Origin of the sequence: Tatumella saanichensis (assembly GCF_000439375.1) — a bacterium.
In the GTDB taxonomy this organism is placed as follows: Bacteria; Pseudomonadota; Gammaproteobacteria; order Enterobacterales; family Enterobacteriaceae; genus Tatumella; species Tatumella saanichensis.
The window spans coordinates 106,448-121,049 of record NZ_ATMI01000003.1 but is presented as its reverse complement, the minus strand read 5'-3'; the positions used below and the strand labels follow the sequence as shown (position 1 = coordinate 121,049).

Annotated in this window: 11 protein-coding genes, 6 tRNA genes and 5 other RNA genes; 13 read left to right on the top strand and 9 right to left on the bottom strand. The window is 49.5% G+C overall.

The window, feature by feature from the left end:
* Positions 1-54 precede the first annotated feature (54 nt).
* A complete protein-coding gene (locus DW47_RS0102625) occupies positions 55-858 on the bottom strand; it encodes a hypothetical protein (protein ID WP_029684783.1) in 804 nt (267 codons plus the stop codon).
* On the bottom strand, positions 858-1,325 hold the full coding sequence (locus tag DW47_RS0102620) for a universal stress protein (RefSeq protein ID WP_029684782.1): 468 nt from the start codon (positions 1,323-1,325) through the stop codon (positions 858-860). The genes DW47_RS0102625 and DW47_RS0102620 overlap by 1 nt, the downstream gene beginning before the upstream one ends.
* Before the next feature lie 366 nt (positions 1,326-1,691).
* Here DW47_RS0102620 and DW47_RS0102615 point away from each other — a divergent pair, with 366 nt between their 5' ends.
* Positions 1,692-3,407, top strand: coding sequence for an ECF transporter S component (locus tag DW47_RS0102615; RefSeq protein WP_051150808.1), 1,716 nt, complete (start codon positions 1,692-1,694; stop codon positions 3,405-3,407).
* The gene (locus DW47_RS0102610) at positions 3,404-4,138 is read left to right on the top strand and encodes a LytR/AlgR family response regulator transcription factor (RefSeq protein WP_029684779.1); all 735 of its coding nucleotides are present in this window, start codon (positions 3,404-3,406) and stop codon (positions 4,136-4,138) included. Before DW47_RS0102615 ends, DW47_RS0102610 begins: the two co-directional genes overlap by 4 nt.
* 33 nt (positions 4,139-4,171) lie before the next feature.
* On the opposite strand, the gene glk is transcribed toward DW47_RS0102610, so the two are convergent.
* Both glk and DW47_RS0102600 read right to left on the bottom strand, forming a co-directional pair.
* Positions 4,172-5,134: a glucokinase gene (gene glk, locus DW47_RS0102605; protein ID WP_029684778.1), complete on the bottom strand. Its 963-nt coding sequence runs from the start codon at positions 5,132-5,134 to the stop codon at positions 4,172-4,174.
* 242 nt (positions 5,135-5,376) lie between these two features.
* Positions 5,377-6,615 (bottom strand): Nramp family divalent metal transporter, encoded by a 1,239-nt coding sequence (locus tag DW47_RS0102600; protein ID WP_029684777.1) that lies wholly within the window; start codon positions 6,613-6,615, stop codon positions 5,377-5,379.
* A 381-nt stretch (positions 6,616-6,996) separates the two neighbouring features.
* Here DW47_RS0102600 and DW47_RS0102595 point away from each other — a divergent pair, with 381 nt between their 5' ends.
* On the top strand, positions 6,997-8,184 hold the full coding sequence (locus DW47_RS0102595) for a NupC/NupG family nucleoside CNT transporter (protein ID WP_029684776.1): 1,188 nt from the start codon (positions 6,997-6,999) through the stop codon (positions 8,182-8,184).
* 196 nt (positions 8,185-8,380) lie between these two features.
* Here DW47_RS0102595 and DW47_RS0102590 read toward each other — a convergent pair whose 3' ends face one another.
* The 3 genes from DW47_RS0102590 to DW47_RS0102580 form a co-directional block, all read right to left on the bottom strand.
* Positions 8,381-9,562, bottom strand: a complete 1,182-nt coding sequence (locus DW47_RS0102590) for an AI-2E family transporter (RefSeq protein WP_029684775.1) — start codon at positions 9,560-9,562, stop codon at positions 8,381-8,383.
* Between the two features lie 196 nt (positions 9,563-9,758).
* A tRNA-Ala gene (locus DW47_RS0102585) sits at positions 9,759-9,834 on the bottom strand.
* 41 nt (positions 9,835-9,875) lie between these two features.
* Positions 9,876-9,951, bottom strand: a tRNA-Ala gene (locus DW47_RS0102580).
* A 283-nt stretch (positions 9,952-10,234) separates the two neighbouring features.
* On the opposite strand from DW47_RS0102580, the gene DW47_RS0102575 reads away from it, so the two are divergent.
* A complete protein-coding gene (locus DW47_RS0102575) occupies positions 10,235-10,594 on the top strand; it encodes a YfeC-like transcriptional regulator (RefSeq protein WP_029684774.1) in 360 nt (119 codons plus the stop codon).
* A gap of 34 nt (positions 10,595-10,628) precedes the next feature.
* Here DW47_RS0102575 and gltX read toward each other — a convergent pair whose 3' ends face one another.
* Positions 10,629-12,044 carry a glutamate--tRNA ligase gene (gene gltX, locus DW47_RS0102570; RefSeq protein WP_029684773.1) on the bottom strand — a complete coding sequence of 472 codons (1,416 nt, stop codon included), beginning with the start codon at positions 12,042-12,044 and terminating at the stop codon, positions 10,629-10,631.
* A gap of 270 nt (positions 12,045-12,314) precedes the next feature.
* Between gltX and DW47_RS0102565 the strand changes: the two genes are divergently transcribed.
* The 9 genes from DW47_RS0102565 to DW47_RS16800 all read left to right on the top strand — a co-directional run bounded on the left by DW47_RS0102565 (position 12,315) and on the right by DW47_RS16800 (position 13,548).
* Positions 12,315-12,390, top strand: a tRNA-Val gene (locus DW47_RS0102565).
* Between the two features lie 47 nt (positions 12,391-12,437).
* Positions 12,438-12,513 (top strand) — tRNA-Val (locus tag DW47_RS0102560).
* A gap of 27 nt (positions 12,514-12,540) precedes the next feature.
* Positions 12,541-12,616: transfer RNA gene (locus DW47_RS0102555), tRNA-Val, on the top strand.
* A 3-nt stretch (positions 12,617-12,619) separates the two neighbouring features.
* Positions 12,620-12,695 (top strand) — tRNA-Lys (locus DW47_RS0102550).
* A gap of 44 nt (positions 12,696-12,739) precedes the next feature.
* A non-coding RNA gene (locus DW47_RS16820) (RtT sRNA) lies at positions 12,740-12,862 on the top strand.
* A gap of 44 nt (positions 12,863-12,906) precedes the next feature.
* Positions 12,907-13,029, top strand: a non-coding RNA gene (locus DW47_RS16815) — RtT sRNA.
* A gap of 44 nt (positions 13,030-13,073) precedes the next feature.
* A non-coding RNA gene (locus DW47_RS16810) (RtT sRNA) lies at positions 13,074-13,196 on the top strand.
* A gap of 62 nt (positions 13,197-13,258) precedes the next feature.
* A non-coding RNA gene (locus tag DW47_RS16805) (RtT sRNA) lies at positions 13,259-13,381 on the top strand.
* Positions 13,382-13,425: 44 nt separating this feature from the next.
* A non-coding RNA gene (locus DW47_RS16800) (RtT sRNA) lies at positions 13,426-13,548 on the top strand.
* Between the two features lie 79 nt (positions 13,549-13,627).
* Here DW47_RS16800 and DW47_RS0102545 read toward each other — a convergent pair.
* Entirely contained in the window at positions 13,628-14,548 is a 921-nt protein-coding gene (locus tag DW47_RS0102545) for a LysR family transcriptional regulator (protein ID WP_029684772.1), read from the bottom strand.
* Positions 14,549-14,602: the final 54 nt, after the last annotated feature.

Below are 14,602 nucleotides of genomic sequence, written 5' to 3'. Positions count from 1 at the left end.
ACGTAACGCAAAAAGCCCGCCATTAAGCGGGCTTTTTGCTAATCAGAGCGACAATTACTGCGCGCTGACCACCATAGTGCGGAGCAGGTTTGCCGATTGTGCTGCCGGTTGCCGGAGGATAGTCTGATAGAGATCAATAGTCATGGCGCACAACGCCTGGTGATCTGAAGAGGTATCGCCTGGTTCATTAAGCTGTTTCAGCTTATCGCCCCAACGGGTATAGAGATCACTCACCACCTGTTTTAGCGTCTGCGAAGCTTGATCCTTATTTAACGTTTTATAAGGTCCTTGGCTACTCAGCAGTAGGGTCTCCATCGCGGCGGAGTCTTCCGCATTCATCGGCGGCGGCAGGACTTTCATCAGGTTAACCCCTCCGTCTACCTGAGGAAACAAGAAGCGAAAACACTGCTCGGTAGAAATATTATCCAAGGCCTGCATCTCGTCGACCGATACCGAAACATAGTGGATCACCGCCTGATCAGTGGCCCGACCAAGACGCTGATTGATGACATCCGCTAACATACTACGTAATTGTCCAACCGCGACCGGGACACTGTCCCCTTGGCGAATAGCACTTAAAAAAACTTGCTGCAATTGGGTCCACAGCGCCGGTTCTTGCTGTTTCAGCACGCGATATCCTGGCATGGCGGCCATTTCCGCCAGCGCCTGCTGTTCGGTTCTTTGCTGATCACGTTGCGGCTTACAGGCGTAGCTCCAATAGAGATTCCCCACCAGCACCGGTAGCAGCGTCAGTATTATCCCACCCGTAAGGGTCAGACGGGTTTTTCGCACCACTAGCGCCCAGAAAATACCTAGAATAATCAGGCCGGCCAGTGATGGTATCAGGGTGTCAGTCATTATGAAGATGAAGGCTCTTTGGAAACATCGATTAAAACAGGACAGTGAGCCTTTTCCAAAACGGCGGCGCTCACCGATCCTTTCAGGATGCGGTTAAAGGATGACAGATGGCGTCGTCCCATGATGATCATGGTGACATCCAGCCGATCTGCCTGTTCAACAATGGTGGCCGCAGGATCACCAGCACAGATGATGCCACGCGCCGCAACACCGGCCTCCGCAAATGGGCTGAGGGCATTGCGTATCACCTGCTCTGCAGAATTGATCGTATCTTTAGCATTCATGGATACCGTCATTTTTTCTGCGGTATCAATTTCAATCGGCTGACTGCAGGCGGCATCGTCGGCGGCCACGCAACATAAAATGACCACTTGAGCCTGATGAGCTTGCGCCTGTGCCAACGTCAGGTTAATCACTTTTTCAGCCATTGAAGCCTGTCGGTCTAACGCCATCAATAATGTTTTCATACTATCAAACTCCTGTGCCCGGATCCGATCCTGTTCCTCATGAGCCTTACGGCTCGGGCAAATAAAATGCATTTGCCGGACTACTTTAGCCTGATTCCGATAAATTGTCAGAGTATTGATAGTATTTTAGCGGCAAGGCTGTCGAGCAGCCAATAATGCCAGCTTGCAGTGTAATCAGAAACGGTTGTCTCTGATATTGGCTTTAAGGTACTTTTCAATCCTGAAAAAAACTATGACCAGCGGTAAGCGGAGTTATCCTGAGCCAGTATTGTACGGCAGTAAGGATACTGCACCTGGTGCCCAACTAGGCTTTTCCCTATGATAGCCTTAGCTACCGGCCATATCGTTTTCTAAAGGCAATCGCAGATGTTTTTACACCTTGATAAACTCTTGGCCGTTTTCGACCGTGCAGCACTGATGCTGATTTGTCTGTTTTTCCTGACGCGTGCCGCACCCTTCCGTCAGTTACTGCAGAAGGATGACTATACCCTTGCGGAAAAACTGGCCGTGATTGTCATTTTCTCTGCATTTGCCCTGTTCAGTACCTGGACTGGTATCAATGTCGATGGCTCACTGCTCAATGTACGCACCATCGCCATTATGTCTGGGGGGATCCTGTTCGGCCCTTGGGTCGGGGTCTCTACCGGTATTATTGCTGGTCTGCACCGCTACCTAATTGATATCCACGGTGTCAGTTCCCTTCCCTGTTTGATCACCAGTGTCTTGGCGGGTATGGTGTCAGGGCTGATTTATCAGCACGTAGAGAAATCACGACGCTGGAGTGTCGGCATTATCTGCGGCATGCTCTGTGAAACTCTGACCATGGCGCTGATTGTTGTCTTTGCCCGACCAACCTCTCTGGGTATTGAAATTATCAGCGAAATAGCCCTGCCGATGATCCTCGGCTCACTGAGTATTGGACTGATCGTGCTATTAGTACAGAGTGTCGAAGGTGAGAAAGAGGCACAGGCCGCCCGTCAGGCTAAGCTAGCCTTAGACATTGCCAATAAAACGCTACCGTTGTTTCGTCATATCAATAGCCAATCATTGCGACAGGTATGCGAAATCATTCGTGATGATATTCATGCCGATGCAGTGGCGATCACCAACCGTCAGGAAGTGCTGGCCTATGTGGGTTATGGTGAGGAACACTACCAGACGAATGTCAGCCTCAGTCCCACCACCACCCTAGCCCTCACTAGCGGTAAAATTATCATTCGTAATAATGATGAAGCCAACCGTGCCCGCGACATCCATTCTATTTTAGTGATCCCGCTGCGCGAAAAAGGAGAAGTGGCCGGTACCCTTAAAATCTATTACCGCCGAGCCCATAAAATTACCGGGGCCTTGAAAGAGATGGCCGTCGGTCTGTCGCAAATTATCTCCACCCAGCTTGAAGTCTCTCGGGCGGAGCAGTTGCGGGAAATGGCCAATAAGGCAGAATTGCGCGCCTTACAAAGCAAAATTAACCCGCATTTTCTGTTTAATGCCTTAAATGCTATTTCATCGTCAATTCGCATGAACCCCGATACAGCTCGGCAATTAGTGATCAACCTGTCCCGCTATCTGCGGTATAACTTGGAGTTAAGCGACGATGAACCGATCGATATAAAGAAAGAGCTTTACCAGGTGATGGATTATATCGCCATTGAACAGGCCCGTTTCGGCGATAAGCTCACGGTAATTTATGATATTGATGAAGACATCTCCTGCAAAATCCCCAGTCTGTTAATCCAGCCACTGGTTGAAAATGCCATTGTGCATGGTATTCAGCCTAGTCAGGGCAAAGGGGTCGTCACCATCCGCGTCAGGGCGGCACCACAACCCGGTGAGGTGAAAATTTCCGTGACTGATACCGGTGCAGGGATCAGTGATGACATTATCCGCCGAGTGAAGGCTAACGAGATGCCGGGCAATAATATCGGGTTATTAAATGTCCATCAGCGGGTACGTTTACTTTACGGTGAGGGGCTGGATATCCGCCGCTTAACGCCGGGTAGCGAAATTTCTTTTACCGTAAAAAAAGTGATCCCGCGTAACCCTCTGAATCATCATCATTTTAATCCGGAGAATAGACCGTGAAGGCAATCATTGTCGAAGATGAGTATCTTGCCCGTCAGGAATTGAGCTGGATGATCCAGGAGCACAGTTCTATTAACGTGGATGCCTGTTTTACCGATGGTGTCGATGTGCTGAAATATCTGCAGAATAACCAGACCGATGTTATTTTCCTCGATATCAATATTCCCTCCTTGGATGGAATGCTACTGGCGAAAAACATTGCCATGTTTGCAGTGCGGCCGCAGATCGTGTTTATCACTGCTTGGAAGGAGTATGCGGTCGAGGCCTTTGAACTGGAAGCTTTCGATTATATTCTCAAGCCTTACCAAGAATCTCGGATTATCACCATGTTGCACAAGCTGGAGAATCACTGGCAGATGCAGCAAAACACCCTTAACGCGTCACCGACAGGCATCAATATCCCACAGACCATTAATCTGGTGAAAGATGAACGGATTATCGTCACAGACATTAATGATATCTGTTATGCAGAAGCGCATGAAAAGCTGACCATCGTCTATACCCGCCGTGACCAATACATTATGTCGATGAGTATCAGTGAGTTTTGTCAGAAGTTACCGGAGACCCAGTTCTTTCGCTGTCACCGTTCATTTTGCGTCAACCTGAATAAAATCCGCGAGATCGAACCTTGGTTTAATAACACCTATATCCTGAGGGTTCATGAACTGGAATTTCAGATCCCAGTAAGCCGTAGTCGAGTGAAAGCCTTTCGGCAATTGATGAAGTTGTGATCGGCCAACTGGCCGACCACAGGAAGGCGAGTATTACAGAACCATGCCCAGATACTGACGCATATGTGCGCCAGCACCTAATAACCCCGGCTGATCGTGGGTGATCAGGTATACCGGAATATCCTCGACATAGGAGCGGAAACGCCCTTTATCTTCAAAGGCCGCACGGAAACCAGAAGCTTTAAAGAACTCAAGGAAGCGCGGTACAATACCACCAGCAATATAGACGCCACCAAAGGTGCCCAAAGTCAGCGCTAAGTTACCGCCAAATCGGCCCATAATGACGCAGAACAGTGATAATGCTCGGCGGCAATCCGTGCAGGAACCCGCTAGGGCGCGTTCGGTCACATCCTGAGGTTGAAGCACCTCTGGGGTACGCTTATCAGAAATAACAATCGCGCGGTAAATATTTACCAACCCCTTGCCGGATAACACACGCTCAGCAGAGACACGTCCACGTTCGGCACGCAGCACGTTCATGATCATGTCTTCTTCCTCGGTCCCGCAGGAAAAATCAACATGACCACCTTCGCCCGGTAAACTGACCCAGCGCTTATCGACATGAACTAAGTGGCTGACACCCAAGCCGGTGCCAGCACCGTAAATGGCAATCGGCTTGCCATCTACCGGACGGTTACCGCCAAACTGAATGACTTCGCTGTCAGTCAGCATCGGAATAGCCATAGACACTGCAGTAAAATCGTTGATCACTTCCAGGTGTTCAAGACCGAGATTCTGACGCATCTCCTGAGTTGAGAATGCCCAATGGTGATTGGTCATTTCAATCCAGTCATCTTTCACCGGGCACGCAATCGCAATACAGGCCGACTTCACTGGAGGTTTTTCTGAAAGATAGTGACGGATGACATCTTCTAAACTCTGAAAATCAGAGGTAGAGAAAGTTTTGGTCTGCGAGATGCTGCCGTTACTTACATCACACAATGCAAGGCGGGCGTTAGTTCCGCCGACATCGCCGACCAAGGCATAGTTTGTCATTCTTATGCTACTCCGCTTGGGGGTAATTGATGGTGAAAGCGCAGTGACCGCTTTTCAATCATTGATTCACCATATCAGAGCGGTGAATCAATTTATTATTTTTACAGTAATCTACCATACCCATTACCTGCCGAATAGCCACTGTTCACAGGTAAGATGCTGAATTTGGCTTTCAAGCCATTTTTCGGAATTTAGCCGGAAATAGGCCTACAGACCGCTTACAGAGCCTGAACCGCAGAGTACTACAACATGCTAGGGACTTCTCCCACCAATAATCCGAAGTTGAGCACAATCACAATCACCACAATAACGACCCCGGATATCTGTGTCTTACGACCATTCACCAGTTCGCCCATCAGTTGACGGTTAGCGGTGAAGTACAGTAGCGGAATTAATGCCAACGCGATACCGAAGCTCAGTAAGACTTGACTTAACACCAATACCCGAGTCGGATCCATTCCGGCAATGATCACCACAAAAGAAGGCAACATAGTGACGGCCCGCCGAACCCATAGAGGAATAGCAAAATGGATAAAGCCTTGCATAACCACCTGTCCAGCAAGCGTGCCGACCACCGTCGAGGAAAGCCCCGCGGTAACTAAACTCAATCCAAAGACCAGCGCTGCGGCATCACCCAACAGCGGGCGCAGGGTAACGTATGCCTGATCCAACTCAGTAATACCGGTGTGACCATTAAAATGGAACACCGCCGCAGCAGTCGCCATCATTGCCAAGTTTACAAAGCCAGCAATGGTCATCGCCACTGCCACATCCATCTTGGTGGAACTGTAACGTTCGCTACGACTGCTTCCATCTTCGCGCTGCGTCAGCGCCGAGTGCAGATAAATCACATGCGGCATAATGGTGGCACCCAAAACACCCGCCGCCAGATAGAGCGCATCAGAATCAGGGAGTTTCGGTAATATCATCCCTTTGACCAAACCTACTGGATTGGGTTGTGAGAAAAACAGCTCTGCCACGTAAGCCGCGGCGACGAACAGCAACATCCCACCGATCACTTTTTCCAACGGTTTCTGCCCGCGACGTTGCAGCATCAGGATCAAGAAGGTCGCAATACCGGTGATGATGGCACCCTGTAACAGGGTCACGCCAAACAACAACTTAAAGCCAAGCGCTGCGCCGATGAATTCTGCCAAATCGGTGGCCATAGCAATAATTTCGGCTTGTACCCAGTAAAACCACACCGCCGGACGGGGAAAACGGTCACGGATATGTTCAGCCAGATTTTTGCCGGTCGCAATCCCAAGCTTGGCAGACAGCAGTTGGATCAGCATTGCCATGATATTGGCCCAGACCACTACCCACAGCAATTGGTAGCCGTAACTGGCTCCCGCTTGAATATTGGTGGCAAAATTGCCTGGGTCGATATAACCGATAGCGGCGATAAAAGCGGGTCCCATCAGGGCCAGCTTCACTTTTCTCTGTTTTCTGTTGCGCTCAGCGGTCTGGCTCTCTGACATGGGAACTCCCGGAAACATGTGTGGATCTGACTTTACCGTTCCGATGGCGATTGGGAAAATCGGTAATATTTATTGCTTCAATAGTCGCTGCTAAAAAGTATAGCACTGGCTATACTTCTTGCTTCACGTTACCTGATCCGCTGATGATGAGCAAACGTTTTACCCTGTTATCTCGTAGGCTAAAATACTCACCTATTAACAACAAAAAGACAGAATATTGATGTTTCACATACATCATCGCTAAAAAACAGTCGCTAACGAGGTAGCCCCCCTGTAAAACAGGAAGATCTTTTACTTATATTGGGTTTTGGATCTCGTTTTTATGTACCACGTTACATAGAATACACCGCAAAATATAACTCTCCTCAAACCGGAGCACACATGGCACATATTTTTCACTTTCTTCTGGCATTAGTTGTGATTGCAGCCCTTGCGTTGCTGGTCAGCAAAGATAAAAAGAAAATCCGTATTCGCTATATCGTTCAGTTACTCGTCATTGAAGTTCTGCTCGCGTGGTTCTTTCTTAACTCTGAAGCCGGTCTTGGCTTCGTTAAAGATTTCGCGGCCTTCTTCGATACACTGCTGAAATATGCTGGGCAAGGCACCGGGTTTGTGTTTGGCGGTATGAACGAAAAAGGCTTAGCGTTCTTTTTCCTCAACGTTCTGTGTCCGATCGTCTTTATCTCAGCGCTGATCGGTATTCTGCAACACTTCCGTATCCTACCTCTGGTGATCCGTGCTATCGGTACTCTGCTATCAAAAGTGAACGGCATGGGTAAGCTAGAATCCTTCAATGCCGTCAGTTCACTGATCCTCGGACAGTCTGAAAACTTTATCGCCTATAAAGATATCCTTGGCAAAATGTCGAAAAATCGCATGTACACCATGGCCGCCACGGCAATGTCTACCGTATCCATGTCGATTGTTGGTGCATACATGACCATGCTACAGCCAAAGTATGTGGTCGCAGCACTAATCCTTAATATGTTCAGCACCTTTATCGTCCTGTCAGTGATCAACCCGTACAAAGTGGAAGACGAAGACGATTTACAGCTGACCAATGCTCATGCTGGTCAGAGTTTCTTTGAAATGCTGGGTGAGTACATCATTGCAGGCTTCCGAGTCGCGATTATCGTGGCTGCGATGCTGATCGGCTTTATCGCCCTGATTTCAGCAATCAATGCGCTGTTTACCACCGTCTTTGGTATCAGTTTCCAAGGCGTTTTAGGCTACCTGTTCTATCCTTTTGCTTGGATTATCGGTGTGCCTGCTGACGAAGCCCTGAAAGTCGGCAGTGTCATGGCCACCAAACTGGTTTCTAACGAATTTGTGGCGATGATGGACCTGCAAAAAATGGCCGGTCAGTTAACGCCACGCTCGGAAGGCATCTTATCGGTGTTCTTGGTCTCTTTCGCTAACTTCTCTTCTATCGGGATTGTTGCCGGTGCCATCAAAGGCCTGAGTGAAGAACAAGGCAATGTGGTGTCGCGTTTCGGCCTGAAATTACTTTACGGCGCGACCCTGGTCAGCCTGCTTTCTGCGGCAATCACCGGACTGGTTCTGGCGTAAGCGGTACACAAAATACCATTCTCCACGGGGCACTTTAGCCCCGTTTTTTTTGCCCGTCACACCAACATGACGGTAGAACCGCCGGTATCCATGGGCCGTAGTCTTTTACTCTGCCTGCTGCACCGACTCTGCGGACACTAAAAAGCCCCTGCCCGTCTATACGGTCAGGGGCTTTTCCTCAGTACACTGCTGGCTTTTACTGAGCAGCGTTCTGTTTCTCTCGCTCTTTTGCCAACGCCGCTAACTCTTTCGCTTTTGTCAGTTCTGCTTGGCTTAGCTCGTACTCACGGCCTTCAGAGATGAAATCCTCATCGATCTTATCAGAGTTCTGCTGAGTGTTTCGTCCTGACAACAGGTTCCAGCAGGCAATAAACAGTGCGGCAATTAACGGACCAATCACAAAACCATTAATCCCGAATAACTCCATCCCACCAAGGGTAGCAATCAGTACCAGATAGTCCGGCATGCGAGTCTCTTTACCCACCAAGATCGGACGCAGAATATTATCCACCAGCCCAATGACCACGATAAAGAACACCACCAAGAAGATCCCTTTCCATAACGGCCCTGCTGCTAGGAAGTACACCGCCACCGGTACCCAGATAATGGCAGAACCGACCGCGGGTACCAGTGACAGGAAAGCCATCAGTGCGCCCCATAGGACACTGCCTTCAACGCCCAGGAACCAGAAGGCCAGACCGCCCAAGGCACCCTGTACGATAGCCACTACCACTGTTCCTTTCACCGTTGCTTTAGAGACAGCGGCCAGCTTAGTAAACAGGTGATGTTTAACATATTTAGTTAATGGCAGTGCATTAAGGATCAATCCGGTCAGATAAGCACCGTCTTTCAGGAAGAAAAACAGCAGATACAGCATGATGACGAATCCAACGGTAAAGCTGAAGGTCCCCTGACCGATCACCAGTGCACTGCTCGCTAGAGTCTGACTACCTTGCATCGCGAGACCGGAGATTTTCTGTTGCAGTGCATCGACATTAGTCAGATTATGCTGCTGCAGAAAGTTTTGGGCAAACGCTGGCAAATGCTGGATCACCGTGCGCAGCGAGGTGGACAGCACATGGTTATTCTGCTGCAGACTGTTATAAAGGGTGCTTCCTTCATAGGCCAGTGAACTCATCACTACCACCAGCGGGATGAACACGATCAAACAGATGATTAGCAAAGTAATTATCGCAGCAAGACCGTTCTTTTCCCCTAGCATTTTACGTAACCGGGTTTTTAGGGGATAGAACAATAATGCTAGCAATAATGCCCAGAAAATGGACGAGTAATAAGCTTTAAGCACCATACAGAATGCAACCGTACTGAGCAGTAGTAGCAGCACGAAGAAGCCTTCGTTAATACCTTTAATTTTCATCGATTATTCTCATTATCATTACATAACTTGCTGTTAACTGTAGTGAAGGAACGTAATAAATCAATATTACCGTGATCAACTTACAGAGACAGGGATGATAATCACCAGAATGACGAATAAATAATCGGAAAAGAGAACGGCTAGGAGAACAAGGGAAAAGAAAGATAAGGAATATTTTGGAAAAGGAAATCTGAAGTGGTGGAGATAAGCGGGATCGAACCGCTGACCTCTTGCATGCCATGCAAGCGCTCTCCCAGCTGAGCTATACCCCCACATCTGGAATCTTTTCGGAGCCTACTCTTCAACAAGAAGATGGTGGAGATAAGCGGGATCGAACCGCTGACCTCTTGCATGCCATGCAAGCGCTCTCCCAGCTGAGCTATACCCCCAGTCCGAAAAGTTGTCAGGGGTCACCTGACGGACGGCATAATATGAAACCGGCGCAAAGGTGTCAACGGCAAATTTAAAAACCCTTTCCGATTGCTGAAAAAGCCAGCAACGAGGATAACTAACACCCTATTGTTACTCATAAAGTTTACTGATACAGCGTAAAGCCGGCCATTTCCGCGACCCGGGTCTCCGAGCACAGCGTATGGACTTTTCTTTTCGACTGGGACACGTTACCTTTCCCTGTAAGATGAAAACGTAATCACTCTCAGCAAAGGATGCACTGTGACAAAGGAATGGATGACCCCGGAACAATTGGCGATAGAAACTGGCTACAGCCGACAAACCATCAATAAATGGATCAAACGACAGGGTTGGAAAACGGTGCACAAACCCGGTGTCCAAGGTGGTAAAGCGCGTCTTATCCATATCGATGCTGAGGTTGAACAGTTTCTTAGCACCGTACGGCCTGCAGCAGAACCTATTGGGCACTATTTTAGCGGTGACCAGCGTCTGACTGCATTATTGCTAAGCAGCATCGACCAGATGAGCCAGCGGGAGAAAGAACAACTCAGCGGACTGTTATTACGGGAAGGGATCCGCGGCGTGCTGCTACGGCTGGGTCTGCTTGAAGACCGAGAATAACCGGAAACCCGAGGGTTTCCGGTGTCTAGCTGGATTAACCCTGAGCTTCGCGGGTGGCGATAAAGGCCAGAGCCTGTTCGATACGAGCAATGCTACGTTGCTGTCCGATGGCACAGACTGTTACGTCTAGTGCAGGTGACTGCCCTGCTCCGGTTACGGCTACACGCAATGGCATACCCACTTTACCCATTCCCACTTCGAGTTCGTCAGCGGTCGCTTGGATGGCGTGATGAACATTCTCTGCAGTCCAGTCGGTGATGGCGGCGAGTTTAGCCGAAACAGTTTCCAGCGGCTGACGAGCTACAGGTCGCAGATGTTTCTTGGCTGCATCAGCATCAAACTCTGCGAAGTCTTCGTAGAAATAGCGACAGCTTTCCGCCATCTCTTTCAGTGTCTTACAACGCTCACCTAGCAGACCCACCAGCTCCGCCAATGACGGACCGGTAGCAGTGTTGATGTTCTGCTGTTCAATATGCCATTGAAGCTGGGTCGCCACATAATCCGCCGGTAGCGTATTGATGTAGTGGTGGTTCAGCCATTGCAGTTTTTCAGTGTTGAACGCACTGGCAGATTTGCTCACTGCATCCAGACGGAACAGCTCGGTCATTTCTGCCACGGAGAAAATCTCCTGATCGCCATGGGCCCAGCCCATACGCACCAGATAATTCAGCAAGGCTTCCGGCAGATAGCCATCATCACGGTACTGCATAACGCCGACGGCACCGTGACGCTTGGACAATTTCTTACCGTCATCACCGAGGATCATCGAAACGTGGGCATACACCGGTACCTGCGCCCCGATAGCTTTCAGGATATTAATCTGACGTGGTGTGTTGTTGATATGGTCTTCACCACGGATGACGTGGGTGATCTCCATATCCCAGTCATCGATCACCACACAGAAGTTATAGGTTGGTGAACCGTCGGTACGGCGAATGATCAGATCATCCAATTCCTGGTTACTGAATTCAATCGGGCCGCGGATCTGATCATCAAAGATCACCGAGCCTTCCTGAGGGTTACGAAAACGGACCACGCAAGGCTCATCATCACTGTGATGTTCATGGCTGTCACGGCAGCGCCCGTCGTAACGTGGCTTTTCGCCGTTTTCCATCTGGGTTTCGCGCAGCGTTTCCAAGCGCTCTTTAGAGCAATAACATCTATAGGCGGTATTCGCTTCTAACATCTCATCGATCACCTGGTTATAGCGATCGAAGCGTTTAGTCTGATAGTACGGGCCTTCATCCCAATCCAGATTCAGCCAGTTCATACCATCCATAATGGCTGCAATGGCTTCAGGCGTAGAGCGTTCCAGATCGGTATCTTCGATACGAAGAACAAACTCACCTTTATTATGGCGGGCATACAACCAAGAGTAGAGAGCGGTACGGGCACCCCCGACATGTAAATAGCCGGTAGGGCTTGGCGCAAAACGAGTCTTAATCTTCATTAAACATTGCCTTAGGACGCGGGTTTTTGAACACCGATGTCAAAAACCAAAAAAAGAGCGGAAATCAGTGTACGTATTTTAACACTTGGCAGTGAATCCTCAATCACTGAGCGCGGCCTAAACCTTTATAATTACCTAGCAAGGGTTAAAAAAACGCCTTTTTGTTCAAAACCCCCGCAGGGTGGCGAAAATTAAAACGAACAAACATTTTATTCAGAAAAAGCGTTGACTCAAAATCAACTATCCCTATAATGCGACTCCACACAGCGGGGGTGATTAGCTCAGTTGGTAGAGCACCTCCCTTACAAGGAGGGGGTCGGCGGTTCGAACCCGTCATCACCCACCACTACTTAGGTAGGTAACCCGCTGCAACAGGAAAGAAAATCTGAATCTGGGTGATTAGCTCAGTTGGTAGAGCACCTCCCTTACAAGGAGGGGGTCGGCGGTTCGAACCCGTCATCACCCACCAGATTCATGATATCCTGAAAACGTTTTCGGGTGATTAGCTCAGTTGGTAGAGCACCTCCCTTACAAGGAGGGGGTCGGCGGTTCGAACCCGTCATCACCCACCAAACGGGTCGTTAGCTCAGTTGGTAGAGCAGTTGACTTTTAATCAATTGGTCGCAGGTTCGAATCCTGCACGACCCACCAATTCAGAAGAAAGCACCTTATGGGTGCTTTTTTCATTTCTGTGCTCCAACGTTAAATCGTGCTGGATGAGAACCTGCTGCAGGTTCGTGTCGAACGCAGTGAGACAACGTTGCCCACGGCAACGGCCCGTAGGGCGAGCAACGCGAGTCATCCTGCACGACCCACCAATTTAGAAGAAAGCACCCCATGGGTGCTTTTTTCGTTTCTGTGCTCCAACGTTAAATCGTGCTGGATGAGAACCTGCCGCAGGTTCGTGTCGAACGCAGTGAGACAACGTTGCCCACGGCAACGGCCCGTAGGGCGAGCAACGCGAGTCATCCTGCACGACCCACCAATTCAGAAGAAAGCACCTTATGGGTGCTTTTTTCGTTTCTGTGCTCCAACGTTAAATCGTGCTGGATGAGAACCTGCCGCAGGTTCGTGTCGAACGCAGTGAGACAACGTTGCCCACGGCAACGGCCCGTAGGGCGAGCAACGCGAGTCATCCTGCACGACCCACCAATTTAGAAGAAAGCACCCCATGGGTGCTTTTTTCGTTTCTGTGTTTCTAATAAAATTTAATCAATGGAATTCAATCGTGCGGGATGAGAACCTGCTGCAGGGGCGAGTCGAACGCAGCGAGACAACGTTGCCCACGGCAACGGCCCGTAGGGCGAGCGTAGCGAGTCATCCTGCACGACCCACCAATTCAGAAGAAAGCACCTTATGGGTGCTTTTTTCGTTTCTGTGCTCCAACGTTAAATCGTGCTGGATGAGAACCTGCCGCAGGTTCGTGTCGAACGCAGTGAGACAACGTTGCCCACGGCAACGGCCCGTAGGGCGAGCGTAGCGAGTCATCCTGCACGACCCCTCTTACCCCCATCAGCCCCCTTCAACAGTAAATGCTTGTCGCCCTATACAGGTTCAGTTGACCTTAATAGTAAAGTACCGATTTAGCTGAGCGGGATAAAATCTCGATGCTGGCCGAGATAGGTGGCCTGTTCACTTACCAACTGCCAGATCACTTCTGCGGCCGGACTCAATGAACGATTTTTACGACGGATCAGCATCAAGGTCCGAAACACCTCAGGATACAGGCGTCTAACCACTAGCGTACTGCCTGCAGGTAACGGTAAGGCCAGCGCCGGTAAGATACTGATACCAATCCCCGCCTCCACCATCGGATAAAGGGTAACCGGATGCCCAACCTGTTGTACCACTTTTGAAGACAGTTGTTGCTCGCGGAATACGGAATCAATCAGAGCACGACTGCCGGAGGCATAATCCTGTAATACCAGCTCCCTATCCTCCAGGTCCCGCCAATGGATATCGGTGCTCTTAGCAAACGCATCATCCTGACGGCACAACAGTAAAAAAGGATCCTTTAAGATCGGCTGACTTTCAAATTCATCACTGTTTTGGGGATCAATCACGATGCCGAAATCCGCGGTAGCATTCAGCACACTTTGCAGAACCGATTGCTGCACACTGTCTTGGAGCAATATGCGGATATCCGGGAATCGGCTGTGCGCCCGAGCTAAACACATCGGCATTAGACGTGCCGAAATCGTCTGGCTGGCGGCGACCCTAACGGTAGCACTCCGCTGACCATTATAACGCCCTGACTCCAGCAAAGTATTATTCAGTTCTTCCAGTTGCACCATTAGTCTAGAGGCCAATTGTTTTCCGGCAGGTGTTAGCTGAACCTCGCGGGTGGTCCTATCCAATAGCCGGACCCCAACCTCCGCTTCCAGTTCTTTGATACTGTGGCTCACCGCCGACTGGCTAAGGCCAATAACCTGCCCCGCTAGGCTAAAACTGCCCTGCCGTGCCACCGCCACGAATACTCGTAACTGCTTTAAGGTATAATTCATGAATTTTATTCATAGATAAATTTTATAAATTAATTTTATTTCTAAGAAGCTTTC